General features: G+C 71.9%; 13 protein-coding genes and 1 pseudogene. 9 read left to right on the forward strand and 5 right to left on the reverse strand.

Annotated features, from left to right (window positions below):
- Window positions 1-133 precede the first annotated feature (133 nt).
- A complete protein-coding gene (locus B1L11_RS13600) occupies window positions 134-2374 on the forward strand; it encodes a glycoside hydrolase family 3 C-terminal domain-containing protein (protein ID WP_079314815.1) in 2241 nt (746 codons plus the stop codon).
- A 38-nt stretch (window positions 2375-2412) separates the two neighbouring features.
- Here the strand turns inward: B1L11_RS13600 and B1L11_RS50660 are convergent, their stop codons facing one another.
- Together B1L11_RS50660 and B1L11_RS50665 are read right to left on the reverse strand one after the other, a co-directional pair.
- Entirely contained in the window at window positions 2413-3378 is a 966-nt protein-coding gene (locus B1L11_RS50660; protein ID WP_079314816.1) for an ABC transporter permease, read from the reverse strand.
- Window positions 3375-4010, reverse strand: a complete 636-nt coding sequence (locus tag B1L11_RS50665; protein ID WP_256862510.1) for an ABC transporter permease — start codon at window positions 4008-4010, stop codon at window positions 3375-3377. The genes B1L11_RS50660 and B1L11_RS50665 overlap by 4 nt, the downstream gene beginning before the upstream one ends.
- An 83-nt stretch (window positions 4011-4093) precedes the next feature.
- Between B1L11_RS50665 and B1L11_RS50670 the strand changes: the two genes are divergently transcribed.
- Complete coding sequence (locus tag B1L11_RS50670; RefSeq protein WP_256862511.1) at window positions 4094-4267, forward strand: hypothetical protein; 174 nt, start codon at window positions 4094-4096, stop codon at window positions 4265-4267.
- 54 nt (window positions 4268-4321) lie between these two features.
- Here B1L11_RS50670 and B1L11_RS13615 read toward each other — a convergent pair whose 3' ends face one another.
- The 3 genes from B1L11_RS13615 to B1L11_RS13625 form a co-directional block, all read right to left on the reverse strand.
- Window positions 4322-5851 carry a sugar ABC transporter ATP-binding protein gene (locus B1L11_RS13615; protein ID WP_256862512.1) on the reverse strand — a complete coding sequence of 510 codons (1530 nt, stop codon included), beginning with the start codon at window positions 5849-5851 and terminating at the stop codon, window positions 4322-4324.
- 117 nt (window positions 5852-5968) lie between these two features.
- A complete protein-coding gene (locus B1L11_RS13620; RefSeq protein ID WP_079314818.1) occupies window positions 5969-7039 on the reverse strand; it encodes an ABC transporter substrate-binding protein in 1071 nt (356 codons plus the stop codon).
- A 111-nt stretch (window positions 7040-7150) separates the two neighbouring features.
- Window positions 7151-9700 carry a PA14 domain-containing protein gene (locus B1L11_RS13625; protein ID WP_218671090.1) on the reverse strand — a complete coding sequence of 850 codons (2550 nt, stop codon included), beginning with the start codon at window positions 9698-9700 and terminating at the stop codon, window positions 7151-7153.
- Window positions 9701-10039: 339 nt separating this feature from the next.
- On the opposite strand from B1L11_RS13625, the gene B1L11_RS13630 reads away from it, so the two are divergent.
- The 7 genes and pseudogenes from B1L11_RS13630 (at window position 10040) to B1L11_RS13650 (ending at window position 15988) form a co-directional block, all read left to right on the forward strand.
- Window positions 10040-10840 carry a DeoR/GlpR family DNA-binding transcription regulator gene (locus B1L11_RS13630; protein WP_218671091.1) on the forward strand — a complete coding sequence of 267 codons (801 nt, stop codon included), beginning with the start codon at window positions 10040-10042 and terminating at the stop codon, window positions 10838-10840.
- A gap of 66 nt (window positions 10841-10906) precedes the next feature.
- On the forward strand, window positions 10907-11530 hold the full coding sequence (locus B1L11_RS48210; protein ID WP_218671092.1) for an ATP-binding cassette domain-containing protein: 624 nt from the start codon (window positions 10907-10909) through the stop codon (window positions 11528-11530).
- A 224-nt stretch (window positions 11531-11754) separates the two neighbouring features.
- A pseudogene (locus B1L11_RS50675) lies at window positions 11755-11811 on the forward strand (hypothetical protein); the annotation flags it as partial.
- A 98-nt stretch (window positions 11812-11909) separates the two neighbouring features.
- Window positions 11910-12398, forward strand: coding sequence for an ATP-binding cassette domain-containing protein (locus tag B1L11_RS48220; protein WP_218671106.1), 489 nt, complete (start codon window positions 11910-11912; stop codon window positions 12396-12398).
- 126 nt (window positions 12399-12524) lie between these two features.
- Window positions 12525-12929 (forward strand): hypothetical protein, encoded by a 405-nt coding sequence (locus tag B1L11_RS13640; RefSeq protein ID WP_143737241.1) that lies wholly within the window; start codon window positions 12525-12527, stop codon window positions 12927-12929.
- Between the two features lie 3 nt (window positions 12930-12932).
- Window positions 12933-14279: a caspase family protein gene (locus B1L11_RS13645; protein WP_079314819.1), complete on the forward strand. Its 1347-nt coding sequence runs from the start codon at window positions 12933-12935 to the stop codon at window positions 14277-14279.
- Window positions 14280-14347: 68 nt separating this feature from the next.
- Window positions 14348-15988 carry a WD40 repeat domain-containing protein gene (locus B1L11_RS13650; protein ID WP_179155133.1) on the forward strand — a complete coding sequence of 547 codons (1641 nt, stop codon included), beginning with the start codon at window positions 14348-14350 and terminating at the stop codon, window positions 15986-15988.
- Window position 15989: the final 1 nt, after the last annotated feature.

The raw sequence follows: 15989 nt of genomic DNA on the forward strand, positions 1-15989 counted from the left end.
CCGCCCGCCGTACGCCGTCCCGCCGCCGCGCGCGGCGCCCCCCGTGTCCCCCCGCCGGGGGAAGATTGTCTGCCGCTGCTCCCCTCCGGGGCAGGAAACGATGTGAAACCTCCCCGTGAAAGGAGCCTCCCCGATGGCCCGGACCGACCTCGACGCGCTCGCCCTGAACGCGCTCACCCTGGAGCAGAAGGCCTCGCTGCTGTCGGGCCGGGATTTCTGGACGACCAAACCGCTGGAGGAGGCCGGGATTCCGTCCATCACGCTGTGCGACGGGCCGCACGGCGTCCGCCGCGAGGCCGGCGGATCCGACCACCTCGGCCTGAACGAGAGCATCCCCGCCACCTGCTTCCCGCCCGCGGTCGCGGTCGGGTCGAGCTGGGACCCCGAAGTGGCCGCCCGGATCGGCGCCGCCATCGGCAGGGAGGGCCGGGCCCTCGGCGTGGCGGTCGTGCTCGGTCCCGGCGTGAACATCAAGCGCTCGCCGCTGTGCGGGCGCAACTTCGAGTACTACTCGGAGGACCCCCTGCTTTCCGGCGTACTGGGGGCGGCGCACGTCGCCGCGCTGCAGGCGGAGGGACCGGGCGCGTCGGTCAAGCACTTCGCGGCCAACAACCAGGAGACCGAGCGCATGCGGGTCAGCGCCGACGTGGACGAGCGCACGCTGCGCGAGATCTACTTCCCCGCGTTCGAGCGGGTGGTCACCCAGGCCCGGCCGGCCACCGTGATGTGCTCCTACAACCGCGTCAACGGCGTCCACGCCTCGCAGAACCGGTGGCTGCTCACCGACGTCCTGCGCCGCGAGTGGGGCTTCACCGGCGTCGTCGTCTCCGACTGGGGCGCGGTCCAGGACCGCGTCGCCGCGCTGGCCGCCGGGCTGGACCTGGAGATGCCGGGGACCGGCGGCGCGAGCGACCGGCGCGTCGTGGACGCCGTCCGCGCGGGCGACCTCGACGAGGCCGTCGTGAACGCGAGCGTGCGCCGCGTCGTCGCCCTCACCGAACGCCACCATGGCGTGTCCGGCGCGTTCGACGCCGACGCCCACCACGCGCTCGCCCGCGAACTCGCCGCCGAATGCGCCGTGCTGCTCAAGAACGAGAACGGCACGCTCCCCCTCTCGGCGAGCGCCCGCATCGCCGTGATCGGCGAGTTCGCGGCCAGGCCCCGGTTTCAGGGCGGCGGCAGCTCCCACATCAACGCCACCCGGGTCGACGCGGCGCTCGACGCGATCCGGGCCCTCGCCCCGGACGTCGCCTACGCCCAGGGGTTCTCACTGGACGGGTCGGGCGACGCGCGGGAGCTTCGCGAGGCGGCGGCCGAGGCCGCGGCGTCCGCCGACGTCGCGGTCGTCTTCGCGGGTCTCGGCGAGCGGGAGGAGTCGGAGGGCTTCGACCGGGAGACGATCGACCTGCCCGCCGTCCAGGTCGAGCTGATCCGCGCCGTCGCCGCCGCGGCCCGCCGTACGGTGGTCGTCCTGTCCAACGGCGGCGTCGTCTCGATGGAGGGCTGGCACGACGACGTGGACGCCGTGCTGGAGGGCTGGCTGCTCGGACAGGCGGGCGGTTCCGCCGTCGCCGACCTCCTCTTCGGCGTCGTGAACCCCTCCGGGCGCCTCGCCGAGAGCATCCCGGTCCGGCTGCAGGACACGCCGAGCTACCTCAACTTCCCCGGCGAGGCCGGGCACGTGCGCTACGGCGAGGGCGTGATGGTCGGCTACCGCTACTACGAGACGGTCGAGCTGCCCGTGCGCTACCCGTTCGGCCACGGCCTGAGCTACACGACGTTCGCGGTCGACGGCCTCACCGTCGTCCGTACGGGCGACGACACGGCGACCGTCACGGTGCGGGTGACCAACACCGGAGAGCGGGCGGGCAAGCACGTCGTGCAGGTCTACGTGGCCACCACCGCGGGTCCCGTACGGCGGCCGGCCCGGGAGCTGCGGGCCTTCACGAAGGTCTCCCTCGCCCCCGGCGAGTCGCGCACGATCACGCTTTCCCTGGACCGGCGGGCGTTCGCGTACTACGACGTCCCGCTCGGCCGGTGGGTGGTCGCGCCGGGCGACTACACGATCCAGATCGGCGAGAACGCCTCGTCCGTCGTGGCCGAGACGACGATCAGCCTCGACGGCGACTCCGTCGTCCCCGTGGTGTCGCTCGACTCGACGCTCGGCGAGTGGCTCTCGCATCCGCTCGCCGGGCCCGCTCTCGTACGGGTCCTCACCGGCGGGAAGAGCGAGCGGCCCGAGGAGGACGACGAGAACGGGCTGCGGATGGCCTCGTCGATGCCGATGGGACGGTTCCTGACCTTCGCCGGCATCGACATCCCCCACACGACCCTGCGGGAACTGGTGAAGCTGGGCGGGTCGGACGGCGCGTGATAGCGGCCGTCCGGCCACTCGAACCGGGGGACGGCCGGTCAGCCGAGGCGTTGGGCTCTGCCGAGCAGCCGCTGGGCCACCACGACCAGGGCGAGGAACAGGCCGCTGACCACCTGCTGGAAGGCCGACGTCAGGTTGCCCACCTGGTTGATCAGGCTCTGGATCACCCCGAGCAGCAGCACGCCGGCGATGGTGCCGGTGATGCCGCCCGCTCCTCCGGTCAGCAGCGTGCCGCCGATCACCACCGCGGCGATCACGTCGAGTTCCAGGCCGATGCCGAGGATCGTGACGCCGGAGGAGAGCCGGGCCGCGTTCAGCACCCCGGCGAGGCCCGCGAGCAGGCCCGACATCAGGTAGACGTAGACCTTCGTTCGCGCCACCGGCACGCCCATCAGCGCGGCCCCCTGCTCGTTGCCGCCGACCGCGTAGACGTTCTGGCCGAAGGCCGTCCGCTGGAGCAGGACCATGGCGGCCACGGCCAGGAGCGCCGTGATGTAGACCGGCCAGGTCAGGCCGAGCACACCGCCCTGCCCGAGCCGCGCGAACGCGGAGTCCTTCACGAGGTAGGTGGTGGCGCCCTCGTTGGAGATCGCCAGCATCAGCCCGCGCACGCCCAGCAGCCCGGCCAGGGTGACGATGAACGGCGCCATGCCCGTCCTGGCGATGAGCAGCCCCTGGAGCAGCCCCACCAGCCCGCACGCGGCGAGCGGCAGCGCGAGCGCGACGAACAGCCCATACTGCGAGCCGTACGCCGCGAGGACCCCGCCGAACACGAACAGCGACCCCACCGACAGGTCGATGCCGCCACTGATGATCACGAAGGTCATGCCGACGGCGATGATCGCGGTGAACGAGGAGGAGACGAGGACGCTGGCGGCGTTGCCCGCGGTGGCGAAGGAGTCGAAGGCGACGCTGCCGACGATGACCAGCGCCGCCAGCACCATCAGCGCGCCGTGCTGCTGGAGGACGCGGCTCACCTGCTCACGTCCGGGCGTTGCGGTCATCGGGTTCCTCGCTCCCTGGTGGCGTAAACGGCGGCCAGGATGATGACCGCCTGCACGATCTGCGTCCACGACTGCGGCAGGTTGTGCTTGATGAGGGTGGCCGACAGCAGCTGCATGAGCAGCGCGCCCATGACCGTGCTGAGCACCCGGATCCGTCCGCCGCTCAGCGGCGTGCCGCCCACCACCACCGCCGTGATGGCCGACAGCTCGATGAACAGGCCGAGCGAGGTCGGATCGCTCGCCTGCAGCCGGGCGGTCGCGAGCACGCCGGCCAGCGCGGCCAGCACCCCGGAGATCACGTAGACCAGCAGCAGCACCCGGCGGACGGGCAGCCCGGACAGCTCGCTGGCCGCGCGGTTGCCGCCGATCGCGACCACCTGCCTGCCGAACGTCGTCCTGCGCACCAGGAACGCCATCAGCAGCGTCAGCACGGCCGCGATGACCACGATGACCGGTACGCCGGACAGCGAGCTGCTGCCGAGCGCGATCAGGTCGGGGTTGCGGAACTCGACGAGCTGCGGCACGAGCACGTTGGCCAGGCCCCGGACGCCGACCAGCAACGCGAGCGTGGCCACGATCGGCTGCACGCCCACGTAGGGCGACCAGCGCGCCGCCCCGCCGTCCCGGCCCACGGCCCCGCCGACGAGGGGCGACGAGCAGCGCGGGCCACGCGCCGTACCCGAGGTAGAGCGCGACGAGCGCGGCGGCCAGCGACATGACCGAGCCGACCGACAGGTCGATGCCCTGGGTGCCGATGACCAGCGCCATGCCGAGCGAGACGATCACGATCGGGGCGACCTGCACGAGCTGGGTGCGGAAGTTCGCCACGTCGAGGAAGTGGGGGGTGAACAGCACGTTGAACAGCAGGAGGACGCCGACCGCGGCGTAGACGCCGTACTCCTGGGCCCAGGCGAGCACCCGCCGCCCGGGCGGTGCGACCGCTTCAGCCATCGGACTCCGCTCCTCGTTCGGCGATGGACGCCATGATCTTGTCCTCCGTGACGTCGTCGCCGGACAGCTCGCCGACGACGGCGCCCTCGCGCAGCACCAGGATCCGGTCGGCGCCCTCCACCAGCTCCTCCAGGTCAGACGAGATCAGTAACACGCCCAGGCCCTCCTCGGCCAGCTCGTCCACGAGGGCCTGCACCTCGGCCTTGGCGCCGACGTCGATGCCGCGGGTGGGCTCGTCCAGCAGGAGGATCTTCGGCCGGATGGCGAGCCACCGCGCGAGCAGGACCTTCTGCTGGTTGCCGCCCGACAGCTCCTGCACCGGCTGGTGCGGCGAGGCCGCCTTGATCCTGAGCCGGCGCATGAAGACCTCGACGACCTTGTCGATCTTCGCGTCGGAGACGACGCCCGCCCGCGACAGCGACGGCAGGGCGGCGAGCGCGATGTTCTCCCTGACCGACAGCGCCGGGATGATGCCCTCGGCCTTGCGGTCCTCGGGCAGCAGGCTGACCCCGGCCCTGATCGCCGCCGTGGTCGAGCCGGTGCGCAGGGGCAGGCCGGCGACGAGCACCCGGCCCGCGTCCAGCGGGAGCGCGCCGACGATGCCCTTGGCCGTCTCGCTGCGGCCCGCACCCAGCAGCCCGCCGAGGCCGACGACCTCCCCCGGCCACACCGAGACGTCCACCCCGTGCAGCACCTGCCGCCGGGTCAGCCCCTCGGCCTGTACGGCGGGCCGGGCGCCGTCCCGCTCCCTGGCACGGCGGCGGTCGCGGGAGAACCTGGTCAGGCCGCCTGTCCTGACCTCGTCGAGGTCGCGGCCCAGCATCAGGGCGATGAGCTTCAGCCGTTCGAGCTCGGCGAGCGGGCCCGTGTGCGCGACCCGCCCGTCGCGCAGCACGGTCACCCGGTCGCACACCTCGTACAGCTCGTCGAGGCGATGGCTGACGTAGACGACGGCGATGCCATCGTCCCTGAGCTTCCTGATCACCGAGAACAGCGTCTCGACCTCGCGCGGCTCCAGGGACGAGGTGGGCTCGTCCATGATGACCACTCGGGCGTCGATCGCCACGGCCCTGGCCAGGGCGACCATCTGCTGGACGCCCATTCCGAGGGTGCGCAGCGGGCGGCGCACGTCGGTGACGACGCCGTATCCGGCGAGGATCCGCTCCGCCTCGCCGTACATCCTGGCGGTGTCGATGACGCCCAGACGGCCGCGTGGCTCGCGCCCCAGCATGAGGTTGCGGGCCACGCTCATCATCGGGACGAGGTTGACCTCCTGGTAGATGGTCGAGATCCCGGCGCGCTGCGCGTCGAGCGGCGTCCCGAAGGCCGCCGGCGCCCCGTTGTAGATCAGTTCACCGCCGTCCGGGCGGTGGACGCCGGTGAAGACCTTGATCAGCGTGGACTTGCCCGCGCCGTTCTCGCCCACGAGGGCGTGCACCTCGCCGGGGAAGAGGGCGAGGGACACGCCGTCGAGGGCCACCACGCCGGGAAAGCGCTTGCTGATCTGCCTGGCCTCGAGCACCGGTGCAGCGGACTGGCTCAATGAGTTCCCTTCCTCGCGCGGGCCTCCGCGCGCGTGCGCGCGGAGGCCCGGGACGCACGCGGACCTTCGCGGGCGTCCGTGACGGGCTTCGGCGGGTCAGTAGGCCTCGCCGAGGGACGCCTCGGCGTTGGAGCCGTCGTATTCGCGGTCGGAGATGATGACCTTGTCCGGGATCGGCTGGCCGTCCAGGAACTTCTGCGCGGTCTCGAAGGCGAGCGGCCCGAACCTGGGGTTGGACTCGACCACCGCGTGCAGCCAGCCGTCGGCGATGGCCTGGACGGCGCTGCGGGTGCCGTCGACCGAGACGATCTTTATGGCGCCCGGATCCTTGCCCGCGCCCTTCAGCGCGGTCACCGCGCCCAGCGCCATCTCGTCGTTCTCGGCGTAGATGCCGTTGATGTCCGGGTTGGACTGGATGAGCTGCTCGGTGACCTGCTGGCCCTTCTCCCGGGCGAACTCACCGGTCTGCTCGAAGGAGATCTGGATGTCGGGCGCCTTCTCCTTGATCCGGTCCTTGAAGCCGTTGGTGCGCTCGGTGGTGACGTTGTTGCCCGGCGCGCCGAGCAGGATCGCCACCTTCCCCTTGCCGCCGAGCGCGGTGATCATCTGGTCGGCGGCCCGCTTGCCCTGCTCGTAGAAGTCCGAGCCGATGAACGTCAGGTAGTCGCTGCACGGCTTGGCGTTGATCTTGCGGTCGACCGTGATGATGGGGATCTTCTTGGCGGCGGCCTGCTGGAGCACCGGCTCCCAGCCGTCGGAGTTCAGCGGCGCGATGACGAGCAGCTTCACGCCCTGGGCGATGAGCTGCTGGACGTCGGTGATCTGCTTGGAGAACTGCGACTGCGCGTTGGTGACCTTGAGGTCGGCGATGCCGAGCTTGGCCGCCTCGTCCTTGATGGACTTGGTCTCCGCGATGCGGAACGGGTTGGCCTCCTTCTCCGACTGGGAGAAGCCGACCGTGGCGGTCTTCAGGTCGAACTTCGTGCCGCCGAACTGGTCCAGCGTGCAGGACGGGCCGGCCGAGCCCGCCGGGGTCTGCACCACCTGCTGCTGCGCGGACGCGGCGGCGCTGGGGCCCGCCGTGGCCTGGGTCTCCGACTTGGCGCAGCCGGCCGCGCCGAGCAGCACGGCGAGGGCGAGCGCGGCCGTGCGGGGGTAGGGCTTCATGGTCTTCCTTCCGATCCGGGGGGGTGACGGCGCGCCCGCTTGAGGGCGGCCCGCCGTGGGGGGTGCCGGGGGGCCCGGACGTGTCGTCCGGGCCGCCATGGGCCGTGCGGGTCAGGAGCAGGCCGGGAGGATCTCTCCGGTGAGCGCAGTGTTGGCGTCGTGCACGCGCTTGACGTCCGGCTTGGTCACGGCCCTGTCGTAGGTCATCAGGCCGTTGATCTCGGTCTCCACGTCGGTCGTCTGGGTGTAGACGGCCGCGCTGAGGCCGTTGCAGGCGTGCAGCTTGCGCAGGGCGTCGTCCATCTCCAGGAAGCGCTTGGTCAGCGACTCGGAGTCGGACTCGACCGCGTAGCCCCAGCCGCCGCCGGTCCAGGTGTGCCCGATCACCGGCAGGGCGAGCCCGCCGTACTCGCCGAGCACCGACGCCCGGAAGAAGCCGGGCTTACCGGGGCTGCCGGGTCCGGGGTAGATGTGGTAGTCCATCACGTCGCCGTTGCCGCCGTCCTGGGCGCCGCAGCAGTTGATGCCGCTCATGTTGTCCACGAGCCGGGAGGGGTCCAGGCTCTTCACGTAGTCGGCGATCCTGGAGATGTCGTACTGGCCCCAGCTCTCGTTGAACGGCACCCACATGACGATCGACGGGCTGCTGCGGTGCTCGTCGACGATCTCCTTCAGCTCGCTCTCGAACTGCGTCTTGTCGGCCGCGCTCGCCGCGCCGAACATCGACGGCATGTCCTGCCAGACGAGCAGGCCGAGCTTGTCGGCGTAGGCGTACCAGCGGTCCGGCTCGACCTTCATGTGCTTGCGCACCATGTTGAAGCCGAGCGCCTTGGTCTGCTCCAGGTCGTACCGCAGCGCCTCGTCGGTCGGCGCGGTGTAGATGCCGTCCGGCCAGTAGCCCTGGTCGAGCGGGCCGAACTGGAACACCGGCTCGCCGTTGAGCAGGACCCGGGTCGTGCCGTTCACCCGGCCGACCGAGATGGAGCGCATGCCGAAGTAGCTCTCCACCTTGTCGCCGCCCTTGAGTTCGACCGTGAGGTCGTACAGGTACGGGTCGTCGGGCGTCCAGAGGTGGGGGTCCGGGATCGGCACGGCCAGTTCCTTGCCGGCCGGGCCGGAGACCTTGCCGATGACGCGCTTGCCGGCGCGGGCGGTGACGACGGCGGTGGCGTCGCCGTTCGCCCTGACCTTCACCCGCAGGGACTGCCCGAGCACCTCGGGGATCGTGTCCACGGCCTCGATGTGGGTCTTGTCGACGGGCTCCATCCAGACCGTCTGCCAGATGCCGGAGGCGGGGGTGTACCAGATGCTGCCCGGGTTGAGCCGCTGCTTGCCGATGGGCTGACGGCCGTTGTCGGTCGGGTCGGTCACGCCGACGACCAGCTCCTGCGGGCCCTTGCGGGTGAGCGCGTCGGTCACGTCCACGGTGATCCTGTCGTAGCCGCCCTTGTGGGCGCCGACCTGCTTGCCGTTGACGTAGACGACCGACTCGTAGTCCACGGCGTCGAGGTGGAGCAGGACGCGGTCCTTCTTCCAGGAGGCGGGCACCTCGAAGGTGCGGCGATACCACATGCGGTCCTCGTGGCGGCCGATGCCGGACAGGCTCGACTCCACGGGGTAGGGCACGATGATCCGCTCGCCGAGGTCGCGGCCGAAGGGCGGCGCCTCACCGTCCTTGGCGGCGGCGAACTGCCAGGTGCCGTTGAGGTTCTGCCAGCGGTCGCGGACGAGCTGCGGGCGGGGGTACTCGGGCAGCGGGTTGTTCGCGTCCACGTCGCCGGACCAGCGGGTCTTCAGCACGTACGTCGAGCCGTTGGACACCGGGACCCAGGTGAACGCCTCGATCGCGGTGCCGTCCGCCTTGGCGAGGCCGCCCTTGCCGTCGTAGGAGGCCCGGATGTCGGCGGCGAGACGGGGGATGGGGAAGCCGAGCTTCAGCTTGACCTTCGTGGTCCCGTCGAGGGCGGCCGACGCGACCTGCCACTTCGTGCCGGCCACCGTCAGGCCGAAGTGCTCGGCGGCGCCTGCGGGCAGCGGCGCGAGCGCGGTGTCGCCGAAGTCGAGGGTGGCGGTGTCGCCCGCCGCGTCGACGGCGGCGCTGTCCGGCCCCGGCGGGTCGAAGCCCTCGGGCAGGTAGAACGCCTCCGCCGGCACGGCCTGCTTGGGCTGGCTGGCGCTCTGCCAGCGCAGGTGGAGGTTGGCGCCGCCGAAGTGCTCGAAGTACTCGACCTTGATGTCGTACTTCTGGCCGGCCTGCAGGGTGATCGGGGTGCCGGTCTGCTCCTTGTCCCAGTCGTCGACCCAGTGGTCGATGACGAGCGTGTTGTTCACCCAGAGCCGGAAGCCGTTGTCCCCGATGATCGAGAAGGTGTACGCCTCGGAGTACGCGGGCTGGATGCGGCCCGTCCACCGCACGGTGACGTCGTCCTCCCGCCCGGTCAGCGAGGTGAAGACCGGGTTGAGGTCGGGCAGCTCGAGATCCGGGTCGATCACGGTGGCCTTGAGCTGGGCGAAGTCGAACTTCCCTGCTGCCGAGGACAGGTAGTAGTCGCCGCGCAGGCCGTGCCGCTCGGCGCCGGCGGCGGTCGCGGGGACCTGGCCCGCGACCTGCCAGACGGCGCCGAGAACGACGGCCAGCAGTAAGAGGATGGGCTTTCTCACAGGGATCCTTTCCTGCGGGCAGGGCCGGGCGGACGCGCCGTACGGCGTGGCCGCGTCCGGCCGGCGCGGCGGTGCGCTTCGCGGCGCGCCGGCGACCACCTGCCATGACGTGGGGGGAGGGTCGAGATCGGGCCCGCGGACGCCGGGCACGCGGGGAACGCGCCTTCCGAACGGGACCGATCAGATTCGGACAGGATCGAGTCGGTTATCGCCCTCAAATAAGCACCGCGAGCGGCCTCCGGTCAAGGGATCAGATCAGATTCGTTCATTTTCGGTCACTCGTGCGGCGCTTTGGCTGGTCGACTATGATCGGATCCGGTCACAGCGGAGGGTGGGGGCGTGGTCGACACGGACAGCGACGGGCGCCGGCCCGTGTTCGCGGCCGAGCGCCGCCAGCGCATTCTGGAGTTGGTGCGGGCCAACGGCGCCGTCTCCCTGCGCGAGCTCGCCCAGGCGGTGCAGTCGTCGGAGGTCACCGTACGCCGCGACCTTCGCGCGCTGGAGTCGGAGGGCCTGCTCAACCGGCACCACGGCGGCGCCACCCTCCCCGGCGACCTGAACCGGGAGGCCAGCTACGTCCAGAAGGTGACGCTCTCCTCCGCGGAGAAGTCCGCCATCGCCGACCTGGCCGCGTCGCTGGTCGAGGACGGGGACGCGATCGTCGTCGGCCCGGGGACCACCACCCAGGAGTTCGCCCGCAGGCTGAGCAGGCACACCGAGCTCGCCGTGGTCACCAACTCGCTGCTGGTCGCACAGGCGCTCGCCAACTCCCCGCGCATCGAGGTGATGCTGACGGGCGGCACGCTGCGCGGGCCGATCCTCGCCCTCGTCGGCAGCGCGGCCGAGCGGTCGCTCGCCGGGCTGCGCGTGCGCCGGGCCTTCATCTCCGGCAACGGGCTCACCGCCGACCGCGGCCTGTCGACCCCCAACATGCAGGTCGCCTGCGTCGACCAGGCCCTGGCCGCCGCCGCCGAGGAGGTCGTCGTGCTGGCCGACCACACCAAGATCGGCATCGACGCGATGGTGCAGACCGTGTCCGCGGAGCAGATCGACCATCTGGTCACCGACGACGCCGCCCCGCGTGACGTGCTCGACGAGCTGGGCGGCAAGGGCGTCCGCCTGCACGTTGCTCAGATTTGATCGAATGTGACGGCCTCGTTACGGGTTTGTTTCCTGCCGGGCTCACCATTCGAGGCGGAGGCAACCGTGCTGCAGGCCGCAGGTATTTGCAAGAGCTTTCAAGGCGCGCCCGCGCTCGACCACGTGACCCTGGCCCTGCGGGCCGGGGAGGTCCACGCGCTCGTCGGCGGCAACGGCGCGGGCAAGTCCACCCTGGTCAAGGTGCTCTCGGGGGTGTGCAGGCCGGACGCCGGCCGGTTGCGCTACCTCGGGGAGGAGATCGCCCTCTCCTCCCCCACCGAGGCGGCCCGGCTCGGGATCGCCACGATCCACCAGGATGCCGGGCTCGTCCCCACGATGAGCATCGCCGCCAACCTGTTCCTCGGCCGGGAGCCGCGCGGGCGCTTCGGCCTGATCGACTTCGCCGCCATGCACGCGCGGGCCGCCGAGCTGCTGTCCTCCTACGGCCTGCGCGCCGACCCGCGACGCCCGCTCGGCTCGCTCGGCGACGGCGCGCGCAGCTCGTCGCCCTGGCCAGGGCCGCGTCCGCGGACGCGCGGCTGGTCGTCATGGACGAGCCCGCCTCCGCGCTGGAGCGCGACGAGCTGGACGTCCTGTTCGGCGCGATCTCCCGGCTCCGCGACGAGGGCCGGGCGGTGCTGTACGTCACCCACCGGCTCGACGAGCTCTACGAGATCTGCGACCGGGTGACCGTGCTGCGCGAGGGCCGGGTGGTCCATACGGGACCGCTCGCCGGCCTCGACCGCCGCAGGCTGGTCTCGCTCCTGCTCGGCCGGCCCTTCCACACCGAGGGGGCGGACGCCGTCACCGGCGAGCCCGCCGGGCCGCCCGCCGACGAACCCCTGCTCGAAGCCCGGGGGCTGACCCGCCGCCACGTGCTCCGCGACGTCTCCCTCGCCCTGCGTACGGGAGAGGTGGTCGGCCTCGGCGGGCTGCGGGGCGCGGGGCGCAGCGAGACCGCGAAGGCGATCGCGGGCGCGCTGCGCGTGGACGCGGGCCAGGTGACCATCGCGGGCGCGCCGCGGGCAAGTGGTCGATCAGGAACGCGATCCGCGCCGGAGTCGGGCTCGTGCCGGAGAACCGCCGGGTGGAGGGCATCGTGCCGACGCTGTCGGTCCGCGACAACATCGCGCTGGCCGCGCTCCCCCGCCTGTCCCGCGCGGGGATCGTCTCCGACGCGCACCTGGACCGGATCGTCGCCACGTTCATGCGGCGGCTGGGCATCCAGGCCGTCTCGCCCCGGCAGGCGGCCGGGGAGCTGTCCGGCGGCAACCAGCAGAAGGTGCTGCTGGCCCGCTGGCTGGCGATGCACCCGAAGGTGCTGCTGCTCGACGAGCCCAGCCGGGGCGTCGACATCGCGACCAAGCTGGCCATGCGGTCGCTCCTCGACGACTTGGCGGTGGACGGGCTGGCGATCCTGCTGATCTCCTCCGACGTGTCGGAGCTGGTGGAGAACTGCGACAGCGTGGTGGTCCTGCGTGACGGCGCGGTCGTCGGCGAGCTCGCCGGGCCCGAGGTCAGCGAGGACCGCATCATGGGAGCCCTCGCCGCGAGCTGATCTTCCGCCGCCGGACCGGTGGCCGCCGGATGGTGTGACGGGGCGTGCTGTAACGGCATCGGGGGCGGCCGACGATAGCAGGGCGACACACGGCTCCGCCCGCGCGGCGCGGGCGAGGGGGCGAGGATGAACGGAAGTCCGGAGGCCGGCGGCCTGATCGGCATGCGCGTGGAGCTGTTGCCGGACGCGGACGTGGACGCCGACCTGCACGACCGGCTCACCCGGAGGCTCCGCCGGGAGCTGAGCGAGGTCGGCGTCGAGTCGATCCGGACGGCGCCCGGCGGCCCGGCTCCCGAGGGGGCGAAAAGCCCTGACCCGGTCACCGTGGGCGCGCTCCTGGTGGCCTTCAGCGCTTCCGGCGGCGTGTTCACCTCGCTGGTCGGCGTGCTGCAGGACTGGCTCGACCGGCAGTCGGCGCGGCACCGGATCGTGGTCACCGTCGACGGCGACTCCCTCGAGCTCGAGCGGGCCACGGCCGCCGAGCGACGCGAGCTGATCGGTGCCTTCATCCGGCGACATTCGGACGGATAGCGCATGGGCCGCCGGTTGGCGCTGTTGATCGCCACCTACCTGTACGACGACGCGGGTCTGCGTCGCCTGACGGCTCCGGCCCACGACGTCGAGACGCTCGCCGCCGTGCTCCGGGATCCGGAGATCGGCGGCTTCGAGGTCACCACGCTGGTGAACGAGCCGAACCACCGGGTCGGGGAGGCCATCGCCGACCTGTACCGCGACCGGCGCGGCGACGACCTGACGTTGCTGTACTTCACCGGTCATGGCCTCAAGGACGACGACGGCCGGCTCTACCTGGCCACGCGCGACACCCGGCGGGACAGTCTGATCTTCACCGCCATATCGGGCGAGCAGATCGACTACGCGATGGAGGCATGCGCGTCACGCCGGAAGGTCCTCATCCTCGACTGCTGTTACAGCGGGGCCTACCCGGCCGGACGGCTGGCCAAGGCCGGTGACGACGTGCACGCGCTGGACCAGTTCCGGGGGCGCGGCCGCACCGTCCTCACCGCCACCGACGCCACCCAGTACGCCTTCGAAGGCGACCGGGTGCACGGGGAGGCTCCGCGATCGGTGTTCACCCGGCACCTGGTGGAGGGGCTGCGTACCGGCCGGGCCGACCTGGACGGCGACGGCGACATCACGCTCGACGAGCTGTACGGCTACGTCTACGACCGTGTCGTGGCCGAGATGCCGCAGCAGCGGCCCAAGCGGCAGGACAACGTCGAGGGCCGCACCGTCATCGCCCGGAACGTGAACTGGTCGCTGCCTCCGCACGTCGGCCACGCCCTCACCAGCCCCATGGCCGGGGACCGGCTGAACGCCGTGGACACGCTGGACCACCTCTACCGGGTCGGCAACGGCCTGGTCAGGGCCCGGGTGCGCGAGGCGCTCCTGCGGCTGGCCGACGACGACAGCCGCATGGTCTCGGCGGCCGCCGCCGCCAGGCTGCGCGCCCTCGGTGCCGAACCGCCCGCATCACCGGAACCGCCCGAGCCCACCGAACCGCGCGAGCCCGCCGAACCGCCGGTGCGATCCGAACCGGCCGAACCGGCAGAACCGGCCGAACCGGTCGGCGCGCGCGCCCCCGACCCTGAACCAGCCGCACCGCAGGCTCCATCCGAGTCGCCGGAAACGGAGACCGGGAGCCCCGCGGCGACGACGCGGCGACCGCGACGGCACCGGCCTCGTCGCAGGCGGACGCGCTCACCCCGCCGGAGGCCGCCGGGCCGCCGCCTGTGCCCCCTCACGTCCCCGCCGCCGAAGAGCACGTCGCCACGACTGGTCGTCAGACGGGTTCTCCGGCGGCCGGGAGATTCTCCGTACAGGCGTCTCCGTCATCGGGCGAGCCGGCGTCCGGACGAGTGACGGCAGGCCGGCCGGCGCTCGCCGTCGCCGGATCCGCGACGGCGGCCGTCCTGACCACAATGTTCGGCGTGGCCGCGCTGGTCGGCGCGATCACCTACGGGAACAGGGACTTCTCCCCCACGTACGACACGTCCATGAGCATCGCGGCGGGGAGCTGGTTCCTCTCGATGGCGGCGCTCGCGGTCGCCTTCTGGGGGTTCGTCCCGGCAGGCACCGGCCTGGGCCGCGCCGACCTGAGCCGCGCTGACCTGAGTCTGGGCCGGCGACTGTCGTTCCTGCTCGGCGTCGCCGGGCCGCTCGTCGCGGCGGTCGCCGGGGCGCCCCTCGCGGCGCGTACCGGACTGTTCGGAGACGTCTGGACACTCCTGTTGCTGTTCGTCCTCCTGCTCGGTGTTCCGCTCTTCGCCCTTACGGCCTGGCGGATCTCGATGTGGCCCGCCTGGGCGGCGGCGACAGTGGGGACGCTGCCCGTGATCTGGCTGGTCGAGCTCCTCACCCGGGGCGCCCTGCTGGGCCTGCCGGAGCTGATCGTCTACGTCGAACTGGTCACGATCGCCCGGTCCTTCCGAGCGCCGGCCTCCGCTCCGCTCCCCACCGGCCGGGGCCCGATGACGCGGCGCATGCTGCTTCTCGCCGGGCTCGCAGTGGCCTCGGCGGCCGTCACGAAGTGGGCGGCCTCGCTCGCTTCGCAGGGCGGCGCCTCCTCCGCCCACGCCCACGATGCGATCACCTCTGTGCTCTTTCTGGACGATCTCCTGATCACCGCCAGTTACCTCGAACCGCAGGCCAGGGTGTGGGACCCTGTCTCGGGCCGCGTGATCCGGACGATCCCGGGCTCCATGGTGGAGGAGCACGACAGCGGGATCTTCTCCATGGCGCTGAGCCCGGACCGGAAGCTTCTGGCCACGGGGCACGGCGACAACAAGATCCGGATCTGGGACGTCGCCACCGGCCGTCTCGAGAACACCCTGGTCGGCCACTCGCAGGGACTGGAGACTCTCGGTACCGGCCCCAGCCCCAGCGTGGTCGGGGTCAGCGCCGTCCGCGCGCTGGCGTTCAGCCCGGACGGCACGATCCTGGCCAGCGGTGGCGTGGACACGACGGTCAGGCTCTGGAACCCCGAGACCGGCGAGAGCCGTCAGGTCCTGAACGCTCACAACGGCTTCGTCGAAGCGGTGGCCTTCAACACCGACGGCACGACTCTGGCGAGCGCCGGCCTCGACCGGACCGTCGACCTCTGGGACGTGAAGACCTCCCGCACCACCGGGGCCCTGACCGGGCGGTTCGGCGACGGCGGCCAGCTCTCGGGCGTCACCGTGGCCGCCTTCCGCCCCCGGCACAACCGGACGGTCGCGACGAACAGCCTGGCCACCACCACGGTCCTGATCTGGGACACCTCCACCCGTGATGTCGTGACGACCGTGAGCGATCACACGTTGGGACACGTGACCGCCCTGTGTTACAGCCCGGACGGCACGATCCTGGCCAGCGGCGGGTACGACCACACCATCGTTCTTTCCGACGCCTCGAACGGCCGGCGGATCCGCACCCTGACCGGCCACTCCGGGGAGGTCGCCGCGCTGGCCTTCAGCCGGGACGGCAAGGTTCTGGCGAGCGGCGGCTACGACGGCACGGCCCGGCTCTGGGACGCGGCCACCGGCCGCGCCCTCGCCGTTCTCTCCAGCCCTGTCTCGCCCAGCCCGAGCTGAC

This window comes from Microbispora sp. GKU 823 (assembly GCF_002027145.1).
GTDB lineage: Bacteria > Actinomycetota > Actinomycetes > Streptosporangiales > Streptosporangiaceae > Microbispora > Microbispora siamensis.